21 protein-coding genes and 1 pseudogene are annotated in these 21,038 nt (G+C 66.1%); 14 read left to right on the forward strand and 8 right to left on the reverse strand.

Annotation, left to right across the window (positions count from 1 at the left end; translation table 11 throughout):
* The first annotated feature begins 152 nt into the window (after positions 1-152).
* The 8 genes and pseudogenes from PNI01S_RS27805 to PNI01S_RS27835 all read left to right on the forward strand — a co-directional run bounded on the left by PNI01S_RS27805 (position 153) and on the right by PNI01S_RS27835 (position 8,418).
* Positions 153-1,181, forward strand: coding sequence for an ABC transporter ATP-binding protein (locus tag PNI01S_RS27805; protein WP_038803388.1), 1,029 nt, complete (start codon positions 153-155; stop codon positions 1,179-1,181).
* A 1-nt stretch (position 1,182) separates the two neighbouring features.
* Complete coding sequence (locus tag PNI01S_RS27810) at positions 1,183-2,133, forward strand: ABC transporter permease (RefSeq protein ID WP_038803387.1); 951 nt, start codon at positions 1,183-1,185, stop codon at positions 2,131-2,133.
* Complete coding sequence (locus PNI01S_RS27815; RefSeq protein WP_024766933.1) at positions 2,123-2,929, forward strand: ABC transporter permease; 807 nt, start codon at positions 2,123-2,125, stop codon at positions 2,927-2,929. Before PNI01S_RS27810 ends, PNI01S_RS27815 begins: the two co-directional genes overlap by 11 nt.
* Positions 2,930-3,031: 102 nt before the next feature.
* Positions 3,032-4,456 carry a gamma-aminobutyraldehyde dehydrogenase gene (locus PNI01S_RS27820; RefSeq protein ID WP_084359837.1) on the forward strand — a complete coding sequence of 475 codons (1,425 nt, stop codon included), beginning with the start codon at positions 3,032-3,034 and terminating at the stop codon, positions 4,454-4,456.
* Between the two features lie 179 nt (positions 4,457-4,635).
* A complete protein-coding gene (locus tag PNI01S_RS27825) occupies positions 4,636-6,498 on the forward strand; it encodes an FAD-dependent oxidoreductase (protein ID WP_065084926.1) in 1,863 nt (620 codons plus the stop codon).
* Between the two features lie 86 nt (positions 6,499-6,584).
* Positions 6,585-7,061: an ester cyclase gene (locus PNI01S_RS27830; RefSeq protein ID WP_084359838.1), complete on the forward strand. Its 477-nt coding sequence runs from the start codon at positions 6,585-6,587 to the stop codon at positions 7,059-7,061.
* Positions 7,062-7,260: 199 nt separating this feature from the next.
* A pseudogene (locus PNI01S_RS28890) lies at positions 7,261-7,554 on the forward strand (methyl-accepting chemotaxis protein); the annotation flags it as partial.
* A 33-nt stretch (positions 7,555-7,587) separates the two neighbouring features.
* The gene (locus PNI01S_RS27835) at positions 7,588-8,418 is read left to right on the forward strand and encodes a cache domain-containing protein (protein ID WP_420902327.1); all 831 of its coding nucleotides are present in this window, start codon (positions 7,588-7,590) and stop codon (positions 8,416-8,418) included.
* A 98-nt stretch (positions 8,419-8,516) separates the two neighbouring features.
* Here the strand turns inward: PNI01S_RS27835 and PNI01S_RS27840 are convergent, their stop codons facing one another.
* Positions 8,517-8,846 (reverse strand): hypothetical protein, encoded by a 330-nt coding sequence (locus PNI01S_RS27840; protein ID WP_024766938.1) that lies wholly within the window; start codon positions 8,844-8,846, stop codon positions 8,517-8,519.
* A gap of 639 nt (positions 8,847-9,485) precedes the next feature.
* Here PNI01S_RS27840 and PNI01S_RS27845 point away from each other — a divergent pair.
* Genes PNI01S_RS27845 through PNI01S_RS27855 form a run of 3 tightly spaced genes read left to right on the forward strand, consistent with a single transcriptional unit; the run spans position 9,486 to position 11,511 of the window.
* On the forward strand, positions 9,486-10,238 hold the full coding sequence (locus PNI01S_RS27845) for a peptidase associated/transthyretin-like domain-containing protein (protein WP_143514278.1): 753 nt from the start codon (positions 9,486-9,488) through the stop codon (positions 10,236-10,238).
* Between the two features lie 38 nt (positions 10,239-10,276).
* On the forward strand, positions 10,277-10,678 hold the full coding sequence (locus PNI01S_RS27850) for a TssQ family T6SS-associated lipoprotein (RefSeq protein ID WP_084359841.1): 402 nt from the start codon (positions 10,277-10,279) through the stop codon (positions 10,676-10,678).
* A 26-nt stretch (positions 10,679-10,704) separates the two neighbouring features.
* Entirely contained in the window at positions 10,705-11,511 is an 807-nt protein-coding gene (locus PNI01S_RS27855; RefSeq protein ID WP_084359842.1) for a hypothetical protein, read from the forward strand.
* Positions 11,512-11,570: 59 nt separating this feature from the next.
* Here PNI01S_RS27855 and PNI01S_RS27860 read toward each other — a convergent pair whose 3' ends face one another.
* The 3 genes from PNI01S_RS27860 to PNI01S_RS27870 all read right to left on the reverse strand — a co-directional run bounded on the left by PNI01S_RS27860 (position 11,571) and on the right by PNI01S_RS27870 (position 13,881).
* Entirely contained in the window at positions 11,571-12,677 is a 1,107-nt protein-coding gene (locus tag PNI01S_RS27860) for an NADH:flavin oxidoreductase/NADH oxidase (RefSeq protein ID WP_024766941.1), read from the reverse strand.
* A gap of 266 nt (positions 12,678-12,943) precedes the next feature.
* Positions 12,944-13,264, reverse strand: coding sequence for a transcriptional repressor (locus PNI01S_RS27865; protein ID WP_024766942.1), 321 nt, complete (start codon positions 13,262-13,264; stop codon positions 12,944-12,946).
* Positions 13,261-13,881 (reverse strand): hypothetical protein, encoded by a 621-nt coding sequence (locus PNI01S_RS27870; protein WP_024766943.1) that lies wholly within the window; start codon positions 13,879-13,881, stop codon positions 13,261-13,263. Before PNI01S_RS27870 ends, PNI01S_RS27865 begins: the two co-directional genes overlap by 4 nt.
* A 287-nt stretch (positions 13,882-14,168) precedes the next feature.
* On the opposite strand from PNI01S_RS27870, the gene PNI01S_RS27875 reads away from it, so the two are divergent.
* The 3 genes from PNI01S_RS27875 to PNI01S_RS27885 are packed head-to-tail and all read left to right on the forward strand — an operon-like array spanning position 14,169 to position 16,194.
* Positions 14,169-15,353 carry a PepSY-associated TM helix domain-containing protein gene (locus PNI01S_RS27875; RefSeq protein ID WP_084359843.1) on the forward strand — a complete coding sequence of 395 codons (1,185 nt, stop codon included), beginning with the start codon at positions 14,169-14,171 and terminating at the stop codon, positions 15,351-15,353.
* Positions 15,350-15,874: a PA2404 family protein gene (locus PNI01S_RS27880; protein ID WP_084359844.1), complete on the forward strand. Its 525-nt coding sequence runs from the start codon at positions 15,350-15,352 to the stop codon at positions 15,872-15,874. The genes PNI01S_RS27875 and PNI01S_RS27880 overlap by 4 nt, the downstream gene beginning before the upstream one ends.
* On the forward strand, positions 15,871-16,194 hold the full coding sequence (locus PNI01S_RS27885) for a hypothetical protein (protein WP_024766946.1): 324 nt from the start codon (positions 15,871-15,873) through the stop codon (positions 16,192-16,194). Before PNI01S_RS27880 ends, PNI01S_RS27885 begins: the two co-directional genes overlap by 4 nt.
* 61 nt (positions 16,195-16,255) lie before the next feature.
* Here PNI01S_RS27885 and PNI01S_RS27890 read toward each other — a convergent pair whose 3' ends face one another.
* From PNI01S_RS27890 to hutU, 4 genes are all read right to left on the reverse strand, one after another.
* Positions 16,256-17,668 (reverse strand): purine-cytosine permease family protein, encoded by a 1,413-nt coding sequence (locus PNI01S_RS27890; RefSeq protein ID WP_084359845.1) that lies wholly within the window; start codon positions 17,666-17,668, stop codon positions 16,256-16,258.
* 107 nt (positions 17,669-17,775) lie between these two features.
* Complete coding sequence (locus PNI01S_RS27895; protein ID WP_038803386.1) at positions 17,776-18,921, reverse strand: acyl-CoA dehydrogenase family protein; 1,146 nt, start codon at positions 18,919-18,921, stop codon at positions 17,776-17,778.
* Positions 18,918-20,090: a CaiB/BaiF CoA transferase family protein gene (locus tag PNI01S_RS27900; protein ID WP_038803385.1), complete on the reverse strand. Its 1,173-nt coding sequence runs from the start codon at positions 20,088-20,090 to the stop codon at positions 18,918-18,920. The genes PNI01S_RS27895 and PNI01S_RS27900 overlap by 4 nt, the downstream gene beginning before the upstream one ends.
* A 10-nt stretch (positions 20,091-20,100) precedes the next feature.
* Positions 20,101-21,038, reverse strand: a 938-nt coding sequence (hutU, locus tag PNI01S_RS27905) for a urocanate hydratase (RefSeq protein ID WP_084359846.1), incomplete at its 5' end; no start/stop codon positions are given.

A 21,038-nucleotide genomic window follows, 5' to 3' on the forward strand; every position in this document is an offset into this window, starting at 1 on the left:
CCCCGGCCGTGTGCCGTGGCTTCCCTCACCCCGGCCCTCTCCCAGAGGGAGAGGGAGTTCCCGCCCCACCCAATTCGCATCGATTCACCCGTATCTCAGATTTACGGGCAGGGCCCGGCCGCGCCGGATTCCTGCCCCTTGGAGCGTGCACCATGACCACCCCCGCTGTTCAATTCACCCAGGTCTCCCGCCAGTTCGGCGAGGTGAAAGCCGTTGACCGGGTGTCCATCGACATCAAGGACGGCGAGTTCTTCTCCATGCTCGGCCCGTCGGGTTCGGGCAAGACCACCTGCCTGCGCCTGATCGCCGGCTTCGAGCAACCCAGCGCAGGTTCCATCCGCATCCATGGCGAGGAGGCCGCGGGCCTGCCGCCCTACCAGCGCGACGTCAACACGGTGTTCCAGGACTACGCGCTGTTCCCGCACATGAGCGTGCTGGAGAACGTCGCCTACGGCCTGAAGGTGAAAGGCATCGGCAAGGCCGAACGCCTGAAGCGCGCCGAAGAAGCCCTCGGCATGGTCGCCCTGGGCGGCTACGGCGTGCGCAAGCCGGTGCAGCTCTCCGGCGGCCAGCGCCAGCGCGTTGCCCTGGCCCGAGCCCTGGTGAACCGCCCGCGCGTCCTGCTGCTGGACGAACCCCTCGGTGCCCTCGACCTCAAGCTGCGCGAGCAGATGCAGAGCGAGCTGAAGAAGCTGCAGCGCCAGTTGGGCATCACCTTCATCTTCGTCACCCACGACCAGAGCGAAGCGCTGTCCATGTCCGACCGCGTGGCCGTGTTCAACAAGGGCCGCATCGAGCAGGTCGACACCCCGCGTAACCTCTACATGAAGCCAGCGACTCCGTTCGTGGCCGAGTTCGTCGGCACCTCCAACGTGCTGCGCGGCGACATCGCCCAGAGCCTGACCGGCAACGCCCAGCCCTTCTCCATCCGCCCGGAGCACATCACCTTCGCCAACGGCGAGCGCGCCACCTCGGACATCGAGATCAGCGGCCTGCTGCACGACATCCAGTACCAGGGCGCCGCGACCCGCTACGAGATCCGTCTCGACAACGGCCAGAACCTCTGCCTCAGCCAGGCCAACAGCCAGTGGGCCGACATCGACCTCGCCCACCAGCCGGGCCAGCGCGTGACCGCTCGCTGGGCGCGCGAGGCGATGGTGGTGCTGAACGAGGGCGCGTGAGATGGAACTGACGATGAATGCAGCGCTGCCGGCGGCCAGCAATGGCCCGCTGCGCCGCCTGTCCAACCTGCTCTACCGCAAGCCGACGCTGTACCTCTCGCTGCTGCTGATCCCGCCGCTGCTGTGGTTCGGCGCGATCTACCTCGGCTCGCTGCTGACGCTGCTGTGGCAGGGTTTCTACACCTTCGACGACTTCACCATGACGGTGACGCCGGACCTGACCTGGGCCAACTTCGGCTCGCTGTTCAGTGGCTCCAACTTCGACATCATCCAGCGCACCGTGCTGATGGCCGTCGCGGTGTCCATCGCCAGCGGCGCGGTGGCCTTCCCCATCGCCTACTACATGGCGCGCTACACCACCGGCAAGACCAAGGCGTTCTTCTACATCGCCGTGATGATGCCGATGTGGGCCAGCTACATCGTCAAGGCCTACGCCTGGACCCTGCTGCTGGCCAAGGGCGGCGTCGCCATGTGGTTCGTCCAGCACCTGGGCCTGGAGCCCGTGCTGAACCTGCTGCTGGGCATTCCGGGGATCGGTGGCAACACCCTGTCCACCTCCAGCTTCGGGCGCTTCCTGGTGTTCGTGTACATCTGGCTGCCGTTCATGATCCTGCCAATCCAGGCCTCCCTGGAGCGCCTGCCGCCGTCGCTGCTGCAGGCCTCGGCGGACCTCGGCGCGCACCCGCGGCAGACCTTCTTCCAGGTGATCCTGCCGCTGTCGATCCCCGGCATCGCCGCCGGCTCGATCTTCACTTTCAGCCTGACCCTGGGCGACTTCATCGTGCCGCAACTGGTGGGCCCGCCCGGCTACTTCATCGGCAGCATGGTCTACGCCCAGCAGGGCGCGATCGGCAACATGCCGATGGCCGCCGCCTTCACCCTGGTGCCGATTGTGCTGATCGCCGTCTATCTCTCCATCGTCAAACGTCTGGGGGCCTTCGATGCACTCTGAGAAAGCTTCCTGGGGGCTCAAAGCAGCTGCCTGGGGCGGGCTGGTGTTCCTGCACTTCCCGATCCTGATCATCTTCCTGTACGCCTTCAACACCGAGGACGCGGCCTTCAGCTTCCCGCCCAAGGGCTTCACCCTGCACTGGTTCAGCGTCGCCTTCGCGCGCCAGGACGTGCTCGAAGCCATCGAGCTGTCGGTGAAGATCGCCAGCGTCGCCACGCTGATCGCCATGCTCCTGGGCACGCTTGCTGCCGCCGCGTTGTACCGCCGCGACTTCTTCGGCAAGGAAGGCATCTCGCTGATGCTGATCCTGCCGATCGCCCTGCCCGGCATCATCACCGGCATCGCGCTGCTGTCGGCGTTCAAGACCCTCGGCATCGAGCCGGGCTTCCTGACCATCGTCATCGGCCACGCGACCTTCTGCGTGGTGATCGTCTACAACAACGTCATCGCGCGTTTCCGCCGCACCTCGCACAGCCTCATCGAAGCCTCGATGGACCTGGGCGCCGACGGCTGGCAGACCTTCCGCTACGTGATCCTGCCCAACCTCGGCTCGGCGCTGCTGGCCGGCGGCATGCTGGCGTTCGCGCTGTCCTTCGACGAGATCATCGTCACCACCTTCACCGCCGGCCACGAACGCACCCTGCCGATCTGGCTGCTCAACCAGCTGGGCCGCCCGCGCGACGTGCCGGTGACCAACGTGGTGGCGATGCTGGTGATGATCGTGACCATGCTGCCGATCCTCGGCGCCTACTACCTGACCAAGGGTGGCGAGGGCGTGGCGGGGAGCGGCAAGTAAGCCAACAGAACCCCTCAGGCCCGCCGGCTCAAAACCGGCAGGCCCCTAAAAAGAAACACCCAACCGAATTTGCACCACGTTCCTGACCAAGAGGACTCAACCATGCAAACCCACCTGCTGATCAACGGCCAACTGGTCGCTGGCGAAGGCGAGAAGCTCGCCATCCTGAACCCCTCCCTGGGCACCACCCTGGTGGAAATCGCCGAGGCCACCCCGGCCCAGGTCGACGCCGCCGTGCTGGCCGCCGATGCCGCCTTCGACAGCTGGTCGCAGACCGCGCCGAAAGACCGCGCGATGCTCCTGCTGCAACTGGCCGACGCCATCGACGCCAATGCCGAGGAACTGGCCCGCCTGGAGTCCAACAACTGCGGCAAGCCCTACGCCGCCGCGCTGAACGACGAACTGCCGGCGGTGGCCGACGTGTTCCGCTTCTTCGCTGGCGCCTGCCGCGTGATGCAAGGCTCCGCCGCGGGCGAATACCTGCCGGGCCACACCTCGATGATCCGTCGCGACCCGGTGGGCGTGGTCGCCTCCATCGCGCCGTGGAACTACCCGCTGATGATGGTCGCGTGGAAACTCGGCCCGGCCCTGGCCGCCGGCAACACCGTGGTGCTCAAGCCCTCCGAGCAGACCCCGCTGACCGCCCTGCGCCTGGCGCAGCTGATGGCCGGCATCTTCCCCGCTGGCGTGGTCAACCTGGTGTTCGGACGTGGCCCGAGCGTCGGCGAGCCGCTGACCACCCACCCGAAAGTGCGCATGGTGTCGCTGACCGGTTCGGTCGCCACCGGCAGCCGCATCATCGCCGGCACCGCCGACACCGTGAAGCGCATGCACATGGAACTGGGCGGCAAGGCCCCGGTGATCATCTTCGACGACGCCGACATCGACGCCGCCGTGGAAGGCATCCGCACCTTCGGCTTCTACAACGCCGGCCAGGACTGCACCGCCGCCTGCCGCATCTACGCGCAGAAAGGCATCTACGCCAAGTTCGTCGAGAAGCTCGGCGCAGCGGTTGCCAGCATCCAGTACGGCGAGCAGGACGACCCGAACACCGAGCTGGGCCCGGTCATCACCGAACAGCACCTGGAGCGCGTGATCGGCTTCGTCGAGCGCGCCCGCCAGGTGCCGCACATCGAAGTGGTCACCGGCGGCAAGCGTGCCGACCGCGCAGGCTTCTTCTTCGAGCCGACCGTGCTCGCCGGCGCCCGCCAGGACGACGAAGTGGTGCGCCGCGAAATCTTCGGCCCGGTGGTTTCGGTCACCGAGTTCGACGACGAAGCGCAGGCGCTGGCCTGGGCGAACGACTCCGACTACGGCCTGGCCTCCTCGGTGTGGACCAGCGACATCGGCCGCGCCCACCGCCTGTCCGCGCGCCTGCAGTACGGCTGCACCTGGGTCAACACGCACTTCATGCTGACCACCGAGATGCCCCATGGCGGCATGAAGCTGTCGGGCTACGGCAAGGACATGTCGATGTACGGCCTTGAGGACTACACAGCCATCCGCCACGTAATGATCAAGCACTGATTGGAGCGCGGCCCAACAGTACGGTGAAAAAAGCAACCAGCGGACCAAGGTCCGCTGGTTCAACGGCACCCCGCTCGACCGGGGCCGCCGCGCGGCCACGCATGCCGCAACCCCTTCCGGCAGGGAAGGGCAAAACCATGACAGCCCTGCCCCGGGCCATCACCTTGCAAGGACTTCCCATGACCATCACCCGCCGCGACTTCCTCAACGGCGTTGCCCTCACCATCGGCGCGGGCCTCACCCCGCTGCAACTTCTCCAGGCCGCTCCGTCCGGCCGCTACTACCCGCCTGCCCTGACCGGCATGCGCGGCAGCCATCCCGGCGCGTTCGAGGTCGCGCACCAGATGGGCTGGGAGAAGAAGGTGTTCGACACCGATGGCCTGAAGATCGAGGAGCAGTACGACCTGGTGGTGGTCGGCGGCGGCATCAGCGGCCTGTCCGCGGCCTGGTTCTACCGGCAGAAGCACCCCAAGGCGCGCGTGCTGATCATCGAGAACCACGACGACTTCGGCGGCCACGCCAAGCGCAACGAATTCCAGGCCGGCGGCCGGATGATCCTCGGCTACGGCGGCAGCGAAGCCTTCCAGTCGCCCAAGCACCTGTACAGCGACACGGTCAACAACCTGCTCAAGCAGCTCAACGTCGACGTCGACCGCTTCGAAACCGCCTTCGACCGTGACTTCTACCCGAACCTGGGCCTGTCGCGCGGCGTGTTCTTCGACAAGGCCGGCTTCGGCGAGGCGAAGATGGTCAGCGGCGACCCGACGCCCATGGTGGCCGACGACATCGCCCCGGAAAAACTCAACGCCCGCAGCTGGCGCGCCTTCATCGGCGACTTCCCGCTGCCCGAGGCCGACCGCCAGGCGCTGATCGACCTGCACGAAGCACCCAAGGATTACCTCGCCGGCAAGACCCGCGAGGAGAAGGAAGCGCACCTGGCCAAGACCAGCTACCAGGACTTCCTGCGCAAGGACGTCGGCCTGAGCGAAGCCGCCACCCGCTACTTCCTCAGCCGCACCAACGACTTCTCAGCGCTGAGCATCGACGCCGTCTCCGCCGATTCGGCCTACTCCGTGGGCTTCCCCGGTTTCGGTGCGATGGACCTCTCGCCGATCAGCGAGGAAGCCAGGTCCGAGATGGAAGAGCCGTACATCTACCACTTCCCCGACGGCAACGCCTCGCTGGCGCGCCTGCTGGTGCGCGGCCTGATCCCGGGCGTGGCGCCGGGCAAGGACATGAACGACATCGTCCTGGCCACCTTCGACTACTCGAAACTGGACCAGCCCAAGAACGCCGTACGCCTGCGCCTGAACAGCACCGCCGTGAGCGTGAAGAACCGCGACGGCGGCGTGGACGTCGGCTACAGCCGCGCCGGCGCCCTGCACCGCGTGCGTGGCAAGCACTGCGTGCTGGCCTGCTACAACATGATCATCCCGTACCTACTGCGCGACCTCTCCGCCGAGCAGTCCCACGCCCTGGCGCAGAACGTGAAGTTCCCACTGGTGTACACCAAGGTAGTGATCCGCAACTGGCAGAGTTTCATGAAGCTGGGCGTGCACGAAATCTACGCCCCCAGCCAGCCGTACAGCCGCGTGAAGCTGGACTACCCGGTGGACATCGGCGGCTACAGCCACCCGCGCGACCCGAACCAGCCCATCGGCCTGCACATGGTCTACGTGCCCACCAGCCCCAACACCGGCATGGACGCGCGCACCCAGGCCCGCGTGGGCCGCGGCAAGCTCTACGGCATGAGCTTCGAATACATGGAAGGCATGATCCGCGACCAGTTGCAGGCCATGCTCGGCCCGGCCGGCTTCGACCACCAGAAGGATATCCAGGCGATCACCATCAACCGTTGGTCGCACGGCTATTCGTACTTCTCCAACAGCCTCTTCGATGACGAGCAAGAGAGCGAAAAACTGATGAACCTGGCCCGCACCAAGGTCGGCAACGTCACCATCGCCAACTCCGATGCCGCCTGGGACGCCTATGCACATGCCGCCATCGACGAGGCCTGGCGCGCGGTGGGTGAACTGTCCTGATATCCCCGGCGCCACACCCTGCGTGGCGCCACATCCAACGGCCATCCGGCCGACAACCCGCGGGCACGCCCGCAACGGAGGCAAGCATGCGTCACCTCGTCAGAGCGTTTTACCTGCTGTCGCTGTTCACCTTTGCCGGTCTCGTACAGGCCGCAGAGTCGCCCAAACAGATCGTCGATGCCTACATGGCCGCGTGGAACGCCCACGATGCCGAGAAGGCCGCCGGCTACCTGGCCAAGGATGCGGAGTACTTCGACGTCACCGTCGGCACCCCGCAGAAGGGCCGCGATGCCGCGCGTGACAATGTGATCAAGGTGTTCGTGGGAGCCGTGCCGGACCTTACGTGGAAGATGAACGGCAAGCCGATCGTCGACAAGGACGGCATCGCCTTCCAGTGGACCTTCAGCGGCACCAACACCGGCGCCTGGGACGCCCAGACCCCGGCGACCAACAAGCCGCTGTCGTTCGACGGTGTGAGCTACGTGAAGATCAAGGACGGCAAGATCGTCTACCAGGGCGACTACTACGACGCCCTCGGCCTGCACAAGCAGTTGGGCTGGTAACGGAAACGCAGGGCACATAACCCGGAACGGGTTATCCGCCGTCCAGCCATGGCGGCGGATAACGCTACGCGTTATTCGCCCTACGGGTCGATATCCAGCATTTGTGTTCTACAGCCGCGCCGGAAGGCGCGGCTGACATAACAAGAAGACAAGCCCTCGCCTACCCCTGCCCTCCTCCGCCACTGCAGTGTCCGAATCCATGTCAACCACACTCGACAAGCGGCCCGCCAAGGCCGAAGACAGCTCCAGCACCCGCTCCACCATCGACCAGGTCAAGCAGCTTATCGCCGACCTCAATGTGCGCTGGACCGAGATCAGCAAGGTCTCCGAAGTCATCAAGCAGATCGCCAAGAACACCAACCTGGTGGCCCTCAACGCCGCCATCGAGGCCGCCCGCGCCGGGGAAAGCGGGCGTGGCTTCGCGGTGGTCGCCGACGAGGTGCGCCGCCTGGCGACCCAGTCGGCCAACGCCACCGCCGACATCGGCAACGTCGTCGCCTCGATCAAGAGCGAGAGTGCCAAGGCCCTGGCCGATGTCGAGCAGGCCGAGCGTTCCAGCCTGCTCGACACCGCCCGCGTGGTGCTGGCCAGCGAAACCCAGCGCCTGGAAGCGCGCTTCGCCGTGATGGCCACCGCCCTCTACGGCCTGAAACACTTCATCCTCGGCATGAAGAGCCGCAACCTCGGCCCCCAGCGCGAGCAGGTCGACGCAGTGATGCACGAATATCTGACCCGCAATCCCGAACTGCTGGCCTTCGCCTGCGGGTGCGAGCCAAACGCCTTCGACGGCCGCGACCGCGAGTTCATCGACAGCCCCGGCCACGACGCCAGCGGCCGCCTCATGGCTTACTGGCACAGGGGCAGCGGCGTGGCCCAGCGCGAATGCCTGGTCGGCTACGACAAGGCCGACGGTAGCGGCGACTGGTACCAGATCCCCCGCGACAAGGGCCGCGACGTGTTTATGGAGCCCTACGAGTACAGCGTCGGCGGCAGCACCGTGCTGATGACCTCGTTCATGTCGCCCATGTATTCCAACGGCCGCTTCCTCGGCATCCTCGGCGCCGATTACACGCTGCACCAGTTGCAGGAAAGCCTCGGCAAGCTGGCGCCGATGGGCAATGGTCGCTACGCCCTGCTCTCCAACGCGGGCGTCTACGTCACCCACGCCGACCCTAAGCGCCTGGGCGACAAGGCCAGCGAACTGCCGCAGGAGGCGCGCAACGCCATCGCCCGGGGCAAGGCCTGGGAACAGGTGAAAGGCCAGCGCGTGGAATTGCTGCAACCGATCCGCGTCGGCGACAGCGATGCGCCATGGGCGCTGCTGATGAGCTTCGAACTGGCCAAGGCCGGCGAGTAAGCACCGCACTGTTCGCCAGCAAGATCGCTCCTGCCAGGTCGGCTCCAGCGTTGGAGGCATCGGTAGGATCGAGCTTGCTCGCGAGCCTGGGCGTATGCCTAGGTCCTGTCCGGCAACTCGGTGATATGGATTTCCGTCACCAGCGCCGGCTTCGCCAGTGGCGTGCGCGACAGCAACGGACAGAAGCGCGAGAGCGCGCCGATCAGCTCCCACTGGGTATCCAGTGATTTCGACAGCACATCCACATCCGCGAGTACTCGCTGCCCCACGCGCTGCAGGTGCGGATCGGGGCTATGCCCAAGCTCCACCGACAACTGGGTGATCAGGGTGCTGAGGTTCGACATGTTGCGGGTGGCGAGGGCGAGGATGTTCGCCAGCAGGGCGATTTCCGATTGCGGGATGACAGCAGGCGTTGCAGAAGCGTCCATGCGTGCTCCAGTGATGCTCTGGTGGGTAGTGGCGCGATCCTTGCGCGAGCGCCCAGAGAGTAACATCAGATCGCCATCTTGCGACAGATATCACATTTCATTTCTTTTCCTGACCATTGAGTCACCTCTTTCCTTCAGCCGCGTATTCCGCTCGTAAAGCGCGACCTGATGCTCATTTCCCCGTCCCAGCCCAGGAAACAGCTCGGCGCATTTGAGCCGAAAGGCCCCCGCTTCCTATGATCCGCGGCCATTTTCCAGCTTTGTATTTCTGCTCCTGCTGTATGGCGATCTGCCTGCGGCCTGAAGCCAGCAAGCCTCACCTCGCGTCACCCCTTGAAGATGTAGCCGATGGAACCGAACGCCAAGACTCCCTGCCCGCCAGATACATGGAACGACCCGAATGGCTCGCTTCCCGAAGCCCCCTCCGGCGAGGCAGCAATGGGGGTCTCGTATGCAATCGACGAGAGCGAAACATTTCCCAGCGAGCCGGCTCGATCGGTTCCCACGGAAGCCTTGAGCTCCTGGGATGGCCCCGGTACCACCTACACACTGCCGCCGCGCCCGGTGGCCCCGCTCCCCACAATCGCCCGGCCGGCTCCGCAGGTGCCGGTCGAGCCTCTGCCGACGGCCGAGCCGTACTTGCTGACGCCCGTCCCCCGACCGGCCGTCAACTGGCCGCTGATCGCCGGCGTCATCGTCGGGACGCTGGTCACCGCTCTGCTGCTGGCGCTGTGGCAACCCTGGGCTCTCGATGATGAACTCAATCTCCCGAGCGAACCCGCGCCGGACAAGCTCTCGCAGGTAGAGCCCGGTCAGCAGGGCGTGGTGGACCGATCAGCGTCCCCGGCAGATAGCCTCGATACCGTCACCCAGGAACCCATGGACGACGGCCCCTTGGTCATTCCGCCATCCGAGCCGGTGCCGGAGGAACAGGCTGCCCCGCTCTCCGATGCAGCCGTACCGGCCACGCCGGCTACTCCCATCGATCCGGTTCAAGCAGCAGCACCAGCCCCCACGCCGGCGCCCCATGAAGTATCGGCTCCGGTGATGAAACGGCCGTCAGCTCCCATGGCCGCAGCCGAGCAGAAACACAAGCCTCATCCGCAGCGCACCCAGGCCATGCCCGTCACCGGCAGCAAGGCCATGAGCCCGACGCCACCTGGCAGTACGCCTGCGCCCGTCGCAACAGGCACCCTGAGCGTCATCGTTCAGCCCTGGGGCGAAGTCTGGATCGACGGCAGGAAGCGCGGCATCAGCCCGCCCCTGTTCAAGCTGCAACTGCCACCGGGAAGTTACCGAATCGAACTGCGCAACCCCGACCTGCCGGCCTACAGACAGGATGTGCAGATTTCCGCAGGACAATCCGTGACGCTCCGACACAGCCTCCAATAAACGTCGGCCGGCCCCCTTTGACCTGTATGGATCCCTCCATGAAGACTCTGCGCACTCTCTCGACACCGCTGCTGATCGCCTGCCTGGCAACGGTTTCCGCTTGCAGCAGCCAGCGCGAGGCACCGCCCGCACCACCTGCGGATGATGCCCAGGTACTCGCCGAGCACACCTTCGACGAAGGCCTGCGCGCATACGAGGCCGGGAATTACTACCTGGCCGAACAGACGTTCCTCTCGCCAGCCATCTGGCGCGCCGATGCGCAGGTACAACTGAAGGCCCTCAAGTACCTGGCGTTCAGTTATTGCGTGACCGAACGACCGATCCAGTGCCGCTTCGCCTTCGACCGCGCCCTGCAGATCGATCCGACCTTCCACCTGGGTACCAGCGAGGCCAGCCATCCGCTCTGGGGACCGGTGTTCGTCCAGGCGGCGCGCCGTTGAACATCTCTACTGATCTCGAGGCTCCCATGCCGCTCACTTACCGGCTACACCGCTGCATGCTGACATTGGCGCTTCTGACGGTGCTGCCGCTCGTCCAAGCCGAAACGCATGAAAGCCTGAACTCGGCTGTCGAGAGCCTCTGGAGCATCGAACAGGTTTCCACCTCCGTGCTGGGCTCCCATTTCACCCCGCAGGAGTCGAAAGCCGGCACCGAATACCGCACCGACGTGAAGAACGCGCCGTCCTACCTGGAAATTGCCGGAGAGGCCGCCTCGGTGGTGATCGGCAGCAAGCGCTTCGACGCCATCGACACGCCCTGGGGCAATTTCCCCCGGCTGGACATGCGCAACGCCCGCCTATTGGACATCAAGCTGCCGAAACGCCATTACCAGGTACTGGCGGGCCCCGGCACCGGTCTGTTCGGAGCTGGCGACTGGCGACTCTACGGCTTTCTTCACGTTGTCGACGTCAGCACGCCCGCCCCCACTTACTATCCGATTTATGCCGAGGCCTCGCTGGGGGAACACCTGCTGGGGCGCCTACCCGGTTCTGCCGTGCTGAACTATGCGCGTCTGGTTCCCGTCGACCGCGGCCAGGCCGGAGAAGCCGAAGCCTACGAAGTCACACTGTATGCCCTGGCGCGCGCGAGACCCGAGCCCGTGCTCAGGAACGGCGTGCCGCTGGCCTATTCGCTGAAACACGAAGGGGACACCTGGGTCATCAACAGCGTAGACAGCACGCCAGTGACCACCGCGCTCGACGAAGAGAAGCGCTCCTTCACCACCCCGCTGCGCCCAGCGCTGTTCCAGTTCAAGGAAAGCGTCCGCAGATGATCGGCAGCCACCGGTCTGGTGGCTGCCGCAGAACGTCCAGGGAGTGAGCCCGTCCGGCCTCAGGCCTGCCCGAAGGCCTTGCGTTTGGGCGTACCTCGTTGCGCGGCGCGCAGGTATTGCGCCGGCCACGGCACCGGCTGCCCGCCCAGCTCATCGGCGGCGTGCAGCGGCCAGTACGGATCGCGCAGCAGCTCCCGGGCCAGCAGGATCAGGTCGGCCTGCCCGGTACGCAGGATGTGTTCCGCCTGCACCGGTTCGGTGATCATGCCGACGGTGCCGCTGGCGATACCGGCTTCCTTGCGCACCCGCTCGGCGAACTGCGTCTGATAGCCCGGCCCCACGGGAATCTCGGCGTTGGCCGCAGTGCCACCGGAAGACACATCGATCAGGTCCACCCCCAGGCCCTTCAGGCGCCGTGCCAGCTCAACGGTCTCGTCGGGGTTCCAGCCGTCCTCCACCCAATCGGTGGCGGACAGGCGGACGAACAGCGGCAACTCCTGCGGCCACACCGCACGCACCGCCTCGGTGATTTCGAGGAGGAAGCGGATGCGGTTCTCGAAGCAGGTGCCGTACTGGTCGCGCCGCTGGTTGGAAAGCGGCGAGAGGAACTGGTGCAGCAGATAGCCATGGGCGGCATGCACCTCGGCGATCTTGAAGCCGGCGGCAAGGGCCCGCTCGGCGCCGCGCACGAACTGATGCTTGATGGTCGACATCTGCTCTTCGCTCAGGGCGATGGGCGCGGTGTGCTGTGGGTCGAAGGCGATGGCCGAGGGCGCCACCGGTGTCCAGCCGCCTTCGCTGATCGGCACCGAGCCGTGCTTGCCCAGCCAGGGTGCCCAGGTACTCGCCTTGCGTCCGGCATGGGCCAGCTGCACGCCGGCCACCGCGCCCTGGGACTCGATGAAACGGGTGATACGCCGCAGCGGCTCGACCTGCTCATCATTCCAGATGCCCAGGTCCTCGGCGCTGATCCGCCCTTCCGGGGCGACCGCCGTGGCCTCGACTATCACCAGGCCGGCGCCGCCGACTGCGCGGCTGCCCAGGTGCACCAGGTGCCAGTCGTTGGCCAGGCCGTCCTGGGCGGAATACTGGCACATGGGGGATACGGCGATACGGTTGGACAGGGTCAGCTGGCGCAGGGTCAGGGGCTCGAACAACTGGCTCATGGTGGCACTCCCTCGGGTCTTCAGAACTTGTCACTTCAACTGTAGACCGGGATCGCCTAAGGATAGGTCCTGACGATAGGTGGCCGCCGCCGACCACTGACGGAGCCTGGCGGGTTCAATGCGCACGGCCTGCTATTGCACTGGCTGATGTATGAACGAAGCTTTTGCGCGAAATCTCGGCTCCGCCAGGGCCGATGGCGACGCGCTGAGCCGGCCTGCAGGCCGGATCGCGGAGATGACTCGCTCCCACAGGGGAGCCACCGTCATCAGTGCAACTCGCTCGACTTGCCCATGGCCGCCACCGCTCCGGGTGCCAGGCTGTAGCGCTTGTTCTCGTCACGTTCGAGCAGGCCGGAGAGGTGCAGGCGGCGCAGCGTCTGGCTGACGCAGCTGAGGGAGATGGGCAGCCCTGGCTCCTCCAGGTAGGCGTGCAGCTCTACGGCAGTCGCCTTGCGGCAAGCCACCAGCGCATCGAGGATGTTCAGCCGCGGCAGGCTGCTGCGCAGGCCGGCATGTTCCAGCAGTTGCCGGGCCGGGCGCGGCAGGCGTGGGCGGATCACCGGACTGGCTTTGATCGCAACTCTCATGGGCGCACCTCGAAGGACAGGGTGGAAACGTGGATCACGCTGTCGTAGCGCTTGCCATCGACGCTGGCACCGCCGTTGACCTGGGCCGAGACCTCCAGCACGTAGCGCGCCGGGAACGGCGTGGCCAGGGTCACGGTGCCGTCGGCTGCCGGCTTCAGGCTGCGACTCCACTGCTCGGAGGTGTACACGTTGACCTGCGAGGCCGGCACCACGGTGCCCTTCCAGTGCAGGGCGAAGGTATTGCCGCCGGGCGTCGTGGGCACCAACTCCAGATCATTCTGCGCCCGGGTCTCGGTGCGTCCCTCGCGGGCCTGATAAATGGTCAGGGTGCTGCCTTCGGCACGCTGGGCGGCGACGCGCAGGTCGCCCGGCGGCACGGCGCCGATATCGAAGGACTCGACGCCAGCCTTCATCGGCGCCGTCTTGCCCTCGCCGAGCACGACGTGAGCGTTCTGCAACTGGGTCACCGGCAGGTGCTCGCCGGGCTGCTGTTCGCTGAAATAGCTTTTCGCGCTCTGGCCTGCATTGCGCTCCAGCCACAGGTAGTCCGCGTTGGCCAATGGCGCACAGCTCAGCGCCACGGCCAGCAGCGTGAGCTGGCGAAGGTAGAAGGTCATGCGGTTCTCCTGTTGTCTGGCTGAAGTTCGCTTCCGTTGCGAATCGATCGTTTTCACATACAAGACGGATGAGCCGCAAAAAACACGCACAGAAAATGTGTAAAGAAATGGAAAAGACCGCGAAAACCGCACCGAAACATTTATTTGCAACTGCAGATGGCCGGTTTTTCGATCTCATCCGTCCTTACTCCTAGAACACCGCTGCGACTGGGTGTCTTCGCGCCTCGCCGGCCTTGTCCGGCGGGGGCCTTTTCCATTGCCTTTCCCTTGTGTGGCCGTGATTCCCCATGTCCAAGAAATCCCGCTCCAGGCTCTGGTTCCTGGTCCACAGCTGGCTGGCCCTGCCCATCTGGTTCTTCGTGTTCCTGGTGTGCATCACCGGCACCCTGGCCACGGTGAGCCAGGAGATTGTCTGGCTGGCCGATCCGTCCGTGCGCGCCAATCCGCCGGATGATGACGCCCAACGCCTGGGCTACGATCAGGTACTCGCCGCCATGGCCCAGCAGCAACCGCAGGCCGCCGTGCGCATGATCAGCGCACCCAGCGAAACGCATTTTGCGCTGCGAGTCAGCGTCACCTATCCCGACAGCGCTACCGCCATGCTCTACGTGAACCCCTATACCGGGGTCATCCAGGGCAAGATGCCGCTGTTCGACTTCCGCCAGTTCACCCGTGCACTGCATGGCTGGTGGCTGGTGCCCTTCAACCACGGTTTCAGCTGGGGCTGGTACCTGGTCTCGCTGCTCGGTTTGCCGATGCTCGCCTCGCTGGTCACCGGCCTGGTGGTGTACAAGCGCTTCTGGCGCGGCTTCCTCAAGCCGACCCTGCGCCTGCGCCAGGGCGCGCGCATCTTCTGGGGCGACATGCACCGGCTGATGGGTATCTGGTCGATCTGGTTCATCGCAGTGATTTCCATCACCGGCACCTGGTTCCTGATCCAGGCGGTGCTGTTCGACAACAGCATTTCCATCTCCAGCGAGGGCGTACCGACCATCATCCAGCGCGACAGCATCCCACTGGGCGTGGACGGCAAGGCGCCACCGCGCATCGGCCTGGACGCCGCCGTGCTGTCCGCGCAGCAACGGATTCCCGGCTTCGAGCCGACCTTCTTCCGCCTGCCCTCCAGCGCCTACGACCCGGTGACGATCTTCGGCAAGGCCTGGTACCCGCTGATGTCCGAAAGCGCCCAGGTGAATCCCTATGACGGCAGCATCGCCTCGACTCGCCTGCTGGGCGACCGCTCGGGCCTGGAGTTCGTCACCGAGTCCATGCGCCCGCTGCACACCGGCGATTTCGGTGGCGTGTGGGTCAAGCTGATCTGGTTCGTGTTCGGCCTGATCCTCAGCATGATGGTGCTCAGCGGCCTGATGATCTGGAGCAAGCGCACCCTGATCGCCACCGCCAAGGAACTGAAGAAGCAGAAAGCCCGCGAGCGCATCGCTGTCGCGGCCACCGCGGAGGCCAGCCAATGAGCGGCAACAGCAAGCTGCGCCGCCTATGGCTGCGTTGGCGTTTCCACCTCAGCGCCCTGTTGGTGCTGATTCCCCTGGGCTTCATGCCGCAGTACTTCCACGAGGCGAAACTGGACCGTGGCCTGCGCGGCCTGGGCGAGCGCGAGATCGGCAATCTGCAGGTCGGCCCCTGGACCGCGCGCATGGCCGAATGGGAAGTCGGCGAACCGGAAGACGAAGGCCGCGCCGGCTTCGTCAAGGCCTTTACCCTGGCCCTCTGCGACAGCTGCTCTGCACAGGTGAAGGCCGCCTACCTGCGTATCGGCGAACCGCGCAGCCTGCGGGCCGCCGGCGGGCTGTTCGCCGGTACGCCGCACCAGCAGTTCGCGGAAGTCACGATCCCGGCTCGGGTCACCCCGGCCGACAAGCTGTGGCTGACCGTGGAAGGCTGGGATGGCGCCGTGCACCAGGCGCAGATCCCTCTCGACCAGGCCACGCCTTCGCTGGTGGCCTGGCTGGAAAAGACCCGGAGCAATCGATGAAAGCGATCATCAAGCACAGCGCCCTGCTGCTCGGCCTGGCCGCCAGCGCCAGCGCCCTGGCCCACGCGCCCTTCTGCGAATGCACGGCGCTGGATGCCGAGACCATCCGCTGCGTTGGCGGCTTCACCGACGGCAGCGACGCCCCGGGTGTGACCCTGGACGTGATGAGCGCCGCCGACAACCGGGTGCTGGCCCCCGGCAGGCTGGGCGCGGATTCCAGCTTGACCTTCAAGCGCCCCGGCGAGGACTTCTACATCCTCTTCGATGTCGGGCCGGGCTATCAGGTGGAAGTCGAGCCAAGCGAGATCCGGGGGCTCTGAGCGCAATCAGCCGAGCCCCCGTCCGGGAAGCGAGGGTGCGCCAATAGCGGCGCACCGTCCCTCAGGCAGCGGAGGACTCGCCCTGCCCCGGCAGCACCAGCGCGGCCGGCACTGAGCGTTGACTCCTGGCGGCCAGCCAGTAGTAGGCCAAGGCCGGCAGCAGCAGGCCGATAAGCCAGGAGATATCCACGCCCCCCAGCGTCTCCACCAACGGCCCGGTGTAGAAACCGCTGTCGATGAAGGGCATCTGCACCAGCACACCGAAGCAGTAGACGCCGATGCCGGTCCAGTTCCAGCGGCCATAGCGGCCGTCGGGATCGGACAGCGCGGGGATGTCATAGCGCTCGCGGGTAATGCAGTAGTAGTCCACCAGGTTGATCGCGCTCCACGGCGTGAAGAACGCCAGCAGGAACAGCAGGAACGACTTGAACGCGGCCAGGAAAGAGTGCTGCCCGGCCAGCGCCAGGCCGGTGGAAAGGCCGACGATCACCAGCACGAACAGCAGACGCTGCAGGTGCGTGACCTTCAACTGGCCACGGAAGCCGCTGATGATGGTGGCGATGCACATGAAGCTGCCATAGGCGTTCAACGTCGCGATGGTCACCTTGCCGAAGGCCACGCTGAAGAACAGTGCGGACGCCATCATGCCACTCGCCCCCAGGCCGACCACGTAAGCCACCGGCTGCCCGGAGAACTCCTTGCCGGCCAGCGCCGCGGCGAACACGCCGAGGACCATGGACGTCTGCGAACCGAGCACCGAGCCAAGGCCCACCGCGAAGAAGGTCTTCGGCGACGAGGTTTCGCTCGGCAGGTAGCGCGAGTAGTCCGCCACGTAGGGCCCGAAGGCGATCTGCCAGGACGCCGCCAGGGAAACGGCGAGCAGGAAGGTGTTCCAGGCGAAGTGGCGGTTCTCCAGCAGCACGCCGATGTCGTTGACCGACAGCAGACGCACGAACAGGTAGGCGAAGGCGACGATGCCCAGCACGCTGGCGGCCTTGCCCAGCCAGTGGATCACCCGGTAACCGCAGACTGTCACCGCGACGATGACCGCCGCGAACATCAGGATGCCGACGGTATCGCTGACATGGGCCAACTGGCCGATGGCCTGGCCCGCCAGCACCGTGCCGGTGGCGTTGAAGCCGACGTACATCACGCAGACCAGCACCAGCGGGATCACTGCGCCGAACACGCCGAATTGCACGCGGCTGGAGATCATCTGCGGCAGACCGAGCTTGGGCCCCTGGGCGCCGTGCAGCGCCATCACCACGCCGCCGAATATCTGCCCGATGAGCAGGCCGATCAGCGACCAGAACACATCGCCGCCCAGCACCACCGCCAGCGCGCCGGTGACGATGGCGGTGATCTGCAGGTTGCAGCCGAACCACAGAGTGAACTGGCTGAACAGGCGGCCGTGCCGTTCAGCCTGGGGAATGTAATCGATGGAGCGGGTTTCGATCAGGGACTTACCAGCCATGAAGCGTTCTCCTCGCCGCCGGACGTTCGCCCAGCCGCGCTGTTGTTGTTATGCACAGCGTTTCCTGATTCGCCGGGGCGGCAGCGGAGGCCGCCCCGTACCTGCCGTCAATGGCGGGCGGCATCCAGCACGGCGCGGGAGATGATGATCTTCTGCACCTCGGAGGTTCCCTCGAAGATCCGCAGGATTCGCGCGTCGCGCACGAAGCGCTCCAGCGGCAGGTCGCGGATGTAGCCGTAACCGCCGTGCAGTTGCAGCGCGGCGTCGGTGATGAAGCCGCAGGCCTCGGCGGCGAACAATTTGGCGGTCGCCGACTCGAGGCTGAAGCGCTCGCCGCTGTCACGCCGCGCGGCGGCCTGCTGGGTAAGCAGGCGCGCGGCCTGGAACTGCGCGTGCATATCGGCGATGCGCCACTGGGTGCCCTGGTAAGCCGACAACGGCTTGGTGCCGATCTGCCGCTCATCCACCCACTTCAAGGCGTACTCCATGGCCGCGCGGGCGATGCCCAGCGACATGGCGGCGACTTCCACGCGGCCGCGATCCAGCACTTCCATGGCGGTGCGGAAGCCCTGGTTTTCCTCGCCCAGCAGCGCATCCGCCGGCAGCCAGCAGTCCAGCGCCAGCTCGTAGATGGTGCTGCCGCGCAGGCCCATGGTCTTTTCCGGGTTGGCGAAGGTGACGCCGGCGGTGCCCTTGGGAATCAGGAAGGCGCTGATGCCACGGGCGCCGGCCTCCGGGTCGGTCTTGGCGTAGAGCACGATGAAGTCGGCTTCGCGGGCATTGGTGATGTAGTGCTTGCTGCCGCGAATCCGCCAGCCGCCGGTCTCGCGCACGGCACGGGTGCGCATGTCCGCCGGGTTGGAGCCGGCTGCCGGTTCGGTCAGGCCGAAGGCGCCGAGCAGCTCACCGCTGGCACAGCGCGGCAGCCATTCCTGGCGTTGCTCCTCGGTGCCGCCGATGAGGATCGAATCGGTGGCGAGGAAGTGTGCGGTCAACGCTGACGCAGTGGAGGCGCAGGCCGCCGATACCGCCTCGACCACCCGGCTCATGGCCAGGCTGCCGATGCCGAAGCCGCCATAGGTTTCCGGCAGGTTGATGCCCATGAAGCCCAGCTCGCCGAGGGCCTGCAGGCTTTCGGCGCAGAAGACCTCTTCTTCGTCATAGCGCTGGGCGTTGGCGGCCAGCACGTCGCGGCATACCCGCTCGGCGGAGTCGACGATGGCCAGTTCGGTGGCGTCGATATCGAAGTTCATTGCACAGCTCCTGCTTTATTCGTGAGGCCGAACGCGGCATTGGCTTCGCCCAATCGGGGAGCGCGCGTCGCGGCGTGGGGCTTGCGCCCGTTGAAGTAGACCGGTTGCGGCACCAGTGGCGGCTGGCCGTCGGCCGGCTGCACCAGCAGTTGGCGAACCTGCGCCTGTTCGCTGCCGGTGGCCTCGGCGAGGTTCCATACCGGCGAGGCCGGCACGCCGGCATCCAGCAGCAGGTCGCAGGCCTGCTCGACGCTGCGCTGGCCAGTCCAGGCCTCGATCTCGGCACGCAATGCCTGTTCGTTGCGGGTGCGCGAGGGGTCGTCGGCAAAGCGCGGATCGTCGGCCAGTTCGCCGCGACCGATGCTTTCGCAGAAGCGCCGGAACAGCTTGTCGCTGGCCACCGCGATCACCACCAGGCCGTCGGCGGCGCGGTAGGTGTCGAACGGCGTCGACACCGGGTGGCGGTTACCCACCAGCCCCGGCGCCCTGCCGTGGGCGAACAGGTTGGACAGGCCGGTCATCTGCAGGCTGACCAGCACGTCGAACATCGCCACGTCGATGTACTGCGCGCTGCTGCCCTGGTGCTCGCGGGCGAACAGAGCACTGCTGATCGCCCAGGCCGCATAGACGCCGGCGCACAGGTCGCCGAGTGCTTCGCCGCTGCGGGTCGGCCCGGTCTCGGGGAAACCGCTGACGCTCATCAGCCCGGACATCGCCTGGGCGACGATGTCGTAGGCCGGGCGGCGCGACAGTGGGCCGTTCTGGCCGAAACCGGAAATGCTCGCGTAGATCAGCTTCGGGTTGTGCTGCCTGAGGCTGTCGAAATCGATGCCCAGGCGCTGCGTGACGCCGGGGCGGAAGTTTTCCACCACCACATCGGCGTCCGCCACCAGGTCATAGAAACGTTGCAGGTCTTCCGGCGCCTTGAAGTCCAGTTCGACGCTGCGCTTGCCACGGTTGATCAAGCCGAAATAGACACTTTCACCGTCCTTGAACGGGCCGAGGTGGCGGCTGTCGTCACCGTGCCCGGGCACCTCGAACTTGATCACCTCGGCACCGAGATCGGCGAGCATCGCGGTGCAGTGCGGCCCGGCCAGCACGCGGCTCAGGTCCAGTACGCGCACACCATTCAGCGGCTGTGGTGTGGGCAGTTCAGTCACATTGCTCATGCTCGATTCCTCAGCCGGTGATCATCGGCAGGTTCAGGCCCTGCTCCTTGGCGCAGTCGATGGCGATCTGGTAGCCCGCATCGGCATGGCGCATCACGCCGGTGCCTGGGTCGTTGGTCAGTACGCGGGCGATGCGCTCGGCAGCTTCGTCGGTGCCGTCGCAGACGATCACCATCCCCGAGTGCTGGGAGAAACCCATGCCCACGCCGCCGCCGTGGTGCAGCGAGACCCAGGTGGCGCCGCTGGCGGTGTTCAGCAGGGCGTTGAGCAGCGGCCAGTCGGACACGGCGTCGGAGCCGTCGCGCATGGCTTCGGTCTCGCGGTTGGGGCTGGACACCGAGCCGGAGTCGAGGTGGTCGCGGCCGATCACGATCGGTGCTTTCAGCTCGCCGCTGCGGACCATTTCGTTGAATGCCAGGCCGAGTTTGGCGCGCTGGCCCAGGCCGACCCAGCAGATGCGCGCCGGCAGACCCTGGAAGCTGATGCGCTCACGCGCCATGTCCAGCCAGTTGTGCAGGTGGGCGTCGTCGGCGATCAGCTCCTTGACCTTGGCGTCGGTCTTGTAGATGTCCTCGGCGTCACCGGACAGCGCGGCCCAGCGGAACGGGCCGACGCCGCGGCAGAACAGCGGGCGGATGTAGGCAGGGACGAAACCAGGGAAGTCGAAGGCGTTGGTGACGCCCTCTTCCTTGGCCATCTGGCGGATGTTGTTGCCGTAATCGAAGGTCGGCACGCCCTGCTTCTGGAATTCCAGCATGGCGTTGACGTGCACGGCCATGGATTGCTTGGCGGCCTTGACCACGGCGGCCGGGTCGGTCTGCGCGCGGTCGCGGTACTGCTCCCAGGTCCAGCCGGCCGGCAGGTAGCCGTTGAGCGGGTCGTGGGCGGAGGTCTGGTCGGTCACCATGTCCGGGCGCACGCCGCGCTGGATCAGCTCCGGGAGGATTT

Source organism: Pseudomonas nitroreducens NBRC 12694 (genome assembly GCF_002091755.1).
Taxonomy (GTDB): domain Bacteria; phylum Pseudomonadota; class Gammaproteobacteria; order Pseudomonadales; family Pseudomonadaceae; genus Pseudomonas; species Pseudomonas nitroreducens.

Coding starts and splice junctions, on each gene's coding strand:
- PNI01S_RS27895 (WP_038803386.1), bottom strand. CDS start 18,921: ATGAACTTCGATATCGACGCCACCGAACTGGCCATCGTCGACTCCGCC.
- PNI01S_RS27855 (WP_084359842.1), top strand. CDS start 10,705: ATGCCGCTCACTTACCGGCTACACCGCTGCATGCTGACATTGGCGCTT.
- PNI01S_RS27900 (WP_038803385.1), bottom strand. CDS start 20,090: ATGAGCAATGTGACTGAACTGCCCACACCACAGCCGCTGAATGGTGTG.
- PNI01S_RS27810 (WP_038803387.1), top strand. CDS start 1,183: ATGGAACTGACGATGAATGCAGCGCTGCCGGCGGCCAGCAATGGCCCG.
- PNI01S_RS27820 (WP_084359837.1), top strand. CDS start 3,032: ATGCAAACCCACCTGCTGATCAACGGCCAACTGGTCGCTGGCGAAGGC.
- PNI01S_RS27880 (WP_084359844.1), top strand. CDS start 15,350: ATGAGCGGCAACAGCAAGCTGCGCCGCCTATGGCTGCGTTGGCGTTTC.
- PNI01S_RS27805 (WP_038803388.1), top strand. CDS start 153: ATGACCACCCCCGCTGTTCAATTCACCCAGGTCTCCCGCCAGTTCGGC.
- PNI01S_RS27865 (WP_024766942.1), bottom strand. CDS start 13,264: ATGAGAGTTGCGATCAAAGCCAGTCCGGTGATCCGCCCACGCCTGCCG.
- PNI01S_RS27815 (WP_024766933.1), top strand. CDS start 2,123: ATGCACTCTGAGAAAGCTTCCTGGGGGCTCAAAGCAGCTGCCTGGGGC.
- PNI01S_RS27830 (WP_084359838.1), top strand. CDS start 6,585: ATGCGTCACCTCGTCAGAGCGTTTTACCTGCTGTCGCTGTTCACCTTT.
- PNI01S_RS27825 (WP_065084926.1), top strand. CDS start 4,636: ATGACCATCACCCGCCGCGACTTCCTCAACGGCGTTGCCCTCACCATC.
- PNI01S_RS27850 (WP_084359841.1), top strand. CDS start 10,277: ATGAAGACTCTGCGCACTCTCTCGACACCGCTGCTGATCGCCTGCCTG.
- PNI01S_RS27885 (WP_024766946.1), top strand. CDS start 15,871: ATGAAAGCGATCATCAAGCACAGCGCCCTGCTGCTCGGCCTGGCCGCC.
- PNI01S_RS27860 (WP_024766941.1), bottom strand. CDS start 12,677: ATGAGCCAGTTGTTCGAGCCCCTGACCCTGCGCCAGCTGACCCTGTCC.
- PNI01S_RS27840 (WP_024766938.1), bottom strand. CDS start 8,846: ATGGACGCTTCTGCAACGCCTGCTGTCATCCCGCAATCGGAAATCGCC.
- PNI01S_RS27875 (WP_084359843.1), top strand. CDS start 14,169: ATGTCCAAGAAATCCCGCTCCAGGCTCTGGTTCCTGGTCCACAGCTGG.
- PNI01S_RS27870 (WP_024766943.1), bottom strand. CDS start 13,881: ATGACCTTCTACCTTCGCCAGCTCACGCTGCTGGCCGTGGCGCTGAGC.
- PNI01S_RS27890 (WP_084359845.1), bottom strand. CDS start 17,668: ATGGCTGGTAAGTCCCTGATCGAAACCCGCTCCATCGATTACATTCCC.